Consider the following 4,325-nt stretch of genomic DNA (forward strand, 5'->3'; position numbering starts at 1 on the left):
TTTTGCTTGAATTTCTATTTTGATTAGTAATGTTTTGAATATTGGGGACAGACAGTATTGAATCTGTTTCAATAAAACTACGAAGTACATTTAACGGATATAAACGGGCAAACTGGCACATATAAGTAAGATTACGCTCCGAATATCCTTTCTTTTCCGGGTAATTGAATCGGATTGCCTGCGCCAACTTCTTGATAATTTTACCTCCCCACCCATGCAGGTTTTGATGATACAGTATATAGTTGCCCATTTTCCAGTAATGGAACAACATCTGGGCATTGGCTGCGGTAATTAACCGGATTTGTGCCTGTTCTATTTCCGAACCGACAGCATGGACAAAGGCATCAAAATGACCTTTCTTTATATTATGTTCGTTGTTATTTTCCATATCACTAACTATTACTTAACAAAGATAACTCTAATAATGGATAATCTGTGAAACTGACTGATACTTTTAGAGTTGGTTAAACTTGTTCATTGCATTGGCCTTAATATCATCTGCTATGTCAATGTAAGGCTTCATGGCTTTATAATCACTGTGCCCTGTCCATTTCATTACAACCTGTGCAGGAATACCGAGAGCCAGTGCATTACAGATGAATGTCCTTCTTCCTGCATGTGTGCTGAGTAATGCGTATTTCGGTGTAACTTCATCTATACGTTCATTTCCTTTGTAGTAGGTTTCACGTATAGGTTCGTTAATTTCTGCCAGTTCGCCCAGCTCTTTCAGGTAATCGTTCATCTTCTGGTTGCTGATGACGGGCAGAGCCATGTAATTCTCGAAATGGATGTCCTTGTATTTGTCCAGTATGGCTTTGCTGTATTTGTTCAGTTCAATCGTCAGGCTGTCGGCAGTCTTGACTGTGGTTATTTCGATGTGGTCGGACTTCACATCGCTTCTTTTCAGATTGCGAACATCCGAATACCGCAAACTCGTAAAGCAGCAGAACAGGAAAACATCACGCACACGTTCCAGGTATTGCTTATCCTTGGGTATCTGGTAGTCTTTCAGCTTGTTCAGTTCATCCCAAGTCAGGAAGATTACTTTTTTCGAGGTGGTTTTCAGTTTCGGTTTGAACGTATCGTATGCAATGTTCTGATGATGTCCTTTCTTGAAGCTCCAGCGCAGGAACCATTTGAGGAATCCCATTTGTTTACCGATGGTACTGTTTCTCATGTCTTTCTTGTCGCGCAGGAAATTGACATATTCGTTCAGTCCGAATTCATTGAAATATTCAAAGGTTAAATCTTCCTTGAACTCTTTAAGGTGATTTTTTACGGCTGCAAACTTTTCGTATGTGGATTCAGTCCAGTTATTCTGATTGCCGCATTCTTTTACAAATTCATCGAACACCTCCCAAAAACTTATCTGTGCTTCTTCCTGCTGTTCTTCGTTGGCATTCTTCATCCGCAGGTTGAATGCATCCTTTAGTTGTTGGGTAGTTGGCATGGTTTCCTGTACCTCAAACTCCTTGAACACATTTTGAATTTCGGCATAGTATTTCAGCAGATCGGCATTGATTTCAGATGCACTTTGCTTTAGTTTGTTGGTACACCCGTTCTTTACTCGCTGCTTGTCGGAATCCCATTTGGCTACATCGATGCGGTAACCCGTTGTAAACTCAATGCGCTGGCTTGCGTATATGACGCGCATACGGATGGGGACATTCTCCACAATTGGCACACCGTTCTTTTTCCGGCTTTCCAATGCAAAAATGATGTTTCGTTTGATATTCATAATTGGGTGCGTTTGAAATTCTACACCCAAATATACACCCAATATTTGGAATAGCAAAAGATATTCAGAAAGATTTAGATTTACTATGTATTCCAAATTGTGTGTGATTATCAGTAATTTGTAATTTTATGATATTTCTTGAATATGTAGGTTTGAGAGCCTGTCTCTCCGCTGAAACCTAAGACATTAGGTAGTCAAATTAAGACAAGTCCCGTAAAATCAACGTTTTACGGGACTTTTTCTATTTAGCCGATGGACAACCGAAAGACATTAAAATGGCTACTTCTGACATGCTTTCGTTACTAAATCGTTACTGAAAATTGGGAAAATCTTCTGTAACGATTTTGGGGGTAAATACTTGATTTGTTGTTTGTTGATGCTTAAATGTCTGTTTGTAACCCAATTATTAATTATTCCTTTGCAGAGGAAAGTTATTACACCTATATGTTTTCATTCTTTAATAACCTGTCAAGGTCTCCACTTGTAAGATAGGGCAAACATTGCTTGATTTTCTCGTAAGACCAATCCCACCATTTTAATGCTTCCATTTTTTGAATTGTATCGTCTGTAAAACGTTTCCTTATCGGTTTGGCAGGAACACCACCAACTATCGTATAAGGTGGTACATCTTTCGTAACAACGGCACGGGAGCCTATGATTGCTCCGTTGCCGATGTGAACGCCAGCCATAATCAATGCTTCATAGCCTATCCATACATCGTTGCCTATCACGATGTCGCCTTTGTTATCCCAAGCCGTTACCACATTCGATTTCTCCAAATCCCAGTCCTCATAAAAAAGCGGGAAAGTATAGGTGGATAAGGATTTCAAGGTATGGTTGGCACAGTTGAACAGAAATTTCACACCGCAGGCAATGGAACAAAACTTGCCAATTATCAGTCGCTCATGGTTAATAGGATAATGATAAAGCACATTGTTTCGTTCGAAAAGCAACGGATCGGACACGAAATCATTGTAGATGGTATAGTCGCCCACTTCGATAGACGGGTCTTTCACAACCGCATTCAGGTACACAGTCTGCGTGTCACCTGTGCGTGGATATATCTTTTTCATCATGACATTCAGTTTTTAATAGTGTTTATATTTAAGATAGATAACAGACTGCACCCCAAGTCCAATCACGAACAAGTATTCTACCGTCCAATAAACAGCAAGGGGTACATCCCAATAGCTCAATCCCCACAGGTAGAGCAGATAGGCGACAATGGTTGTCGCCTGAAAGATGAAAGCTGTTCCTGTTGCTCCTGTTCCCGTTACAGCATTCATATAGACATAACCGGGTAAAGCAAAAACGTAGTTAAGCAACATGACCACAAACGGCAACCATGCAGTTTGCACGATATTCGAATTATCAGTATAGACACTGACAACAGGCTGATAGAATACCAACGCAAGCGTAATCAGCGGTAAGCCGATGGTATAGCCTAATCGGATAACCTTGCTGCATAGCGGAAACACTTGTTCTTTTTTGTTTGCTCCAATCAGATTGCTTACCAACGAGCCAGTTGTGGCGGCAAATGAACTGACAATGACAAAGAACAGGGCAGATATGCTTCGGAGAATGTTTGCCACTGCCAGTTGTAATTCTCCCAAATGTTCTATTGCTACGAAGAACAGGAACCAAGGGGCTACACTGATAAACGAATGGAGCATACTCCAAACGGATACACGACAAACATGGAGCAATACACCTTTGTCGAAGCTCCAAGACAAGCCATAAAGCCTTTTATCCATTTTACGTGAAACACGAATTGCCAGCACTGCCAACGAACACGCTTCGGCAAAAGACGATGCGATGGCTGCACCTGCTATTCCCATGTTCCAATGGAATATGAGCAGCCAATTACTTGGAATGTTCACTAATACGGCTGTCAGAGCCGCCATGTTCAAGGCTTTTGTATAGGTAATACCGACCATGAACGAACGTAAAGCAAGGAACGGAAAGGAGAACAGTAGTCCCCAAATTCGCCCGTCCAAATAATCAATCACAGCATGATAGACTTCCGCAGAAGCAATCAGCCTACTTAAAATAATCGGGGAAAACAGTCTGGAGAACAAATACAAAAAGACAGCAAGTCCCGACAGGAAAAACAATCCTTGAAAAAATGTCTTCCCTGTTTCGGAATAATGCCGTTCACCGTTACGCCGTGCGATAACGACCTGTAAGCCCAAACTGAAACCGAAGCCAAGCATATAGATAGCCAGATACCAAATTCCGGCAAGGGCGGATGCACCCAGTTCTATTTCTCCTACATGCCCCAAGAAAATAGCATCGGTAATATTGATAAGTTGTTCGATAAGGATGCTCATCATTACGGGAAAGTTGATGAGCCAAATATTCTTATATGTATAGTTCATTGTTCAACTTGATATGATACGACAAGTCCTGCTGCACAAGGGCGGCATGACACATCGCATAATTATGAATTTGGAATAATGGCAAAACAAGAAAGGACAAACCTATTATAAGCCTGTCCGTTGCTGAATAGCTATGACTAAAATGCTATCCGTTAAGCGTAGCTATATGCACACTTGCCATTTCATATGGGTTGAACATCTCTATTTTT

4 protein-coding genes are annotated in these 4,325 nt (G+C 41.0%); all 4 read right to left on the bottom strand.

What is annotated here, in order from left to right:
* On the bottom strand, positions 1-388 hold a 388-nt coding region (locus Q3C19_RS17930; protein ID WP_302731179.1), incomplete at its 3' end, for a DUF1016 N-terminal domain-containing protein.
* Between the two features lie 66 nt (positions 389-454).
* On the bottom strand, positions 455-1,738 hold the full coding sequence (locus Q3C19_RS17935; protein ID WP_071150065.1) for a site-specific integrase: 1,284 nt from the start codon (positions 1,736-1,738) through the stop codon (positions 455-457).
* 440 nt (positions 1,739-2,178) lie between these two features.
* On the bottom strand, positions 2,179-2,814 hold the full coding sequence (locus Q3C19_RS17940) for a CatB-related O-acetyltransferase (protein WP_302731183.1): 636 nt from the start codon (positions 2,812-2,814) through the stop codon (positions 2,179-2,181).
* A gap of 12 nt (positions 2,815-2,826) precedes the next feature.
* A complete protein-coding gene (locus tag Q3C19_RS17945; protein ID WP_302731185.1) occupies positions 2,827-4,116 on the bottom strand; it encodes an MATE family efflux transporter in 1,290 nt (429 codons plus the stop codon).
* Between the last annotated feature and the right edge of the window lie 209 nt (positions 4,117-4,325).

The organism is Bacteroides sp. ET489 (genome assembly GCF_030518095.1).
Taxonomy (GTDB): Bacteria; Bacteroidota; Bacteroidia; order Bacteroidales; family Bacteroidaceae; genus Bacteroides; species Bacteroides ndongoniae.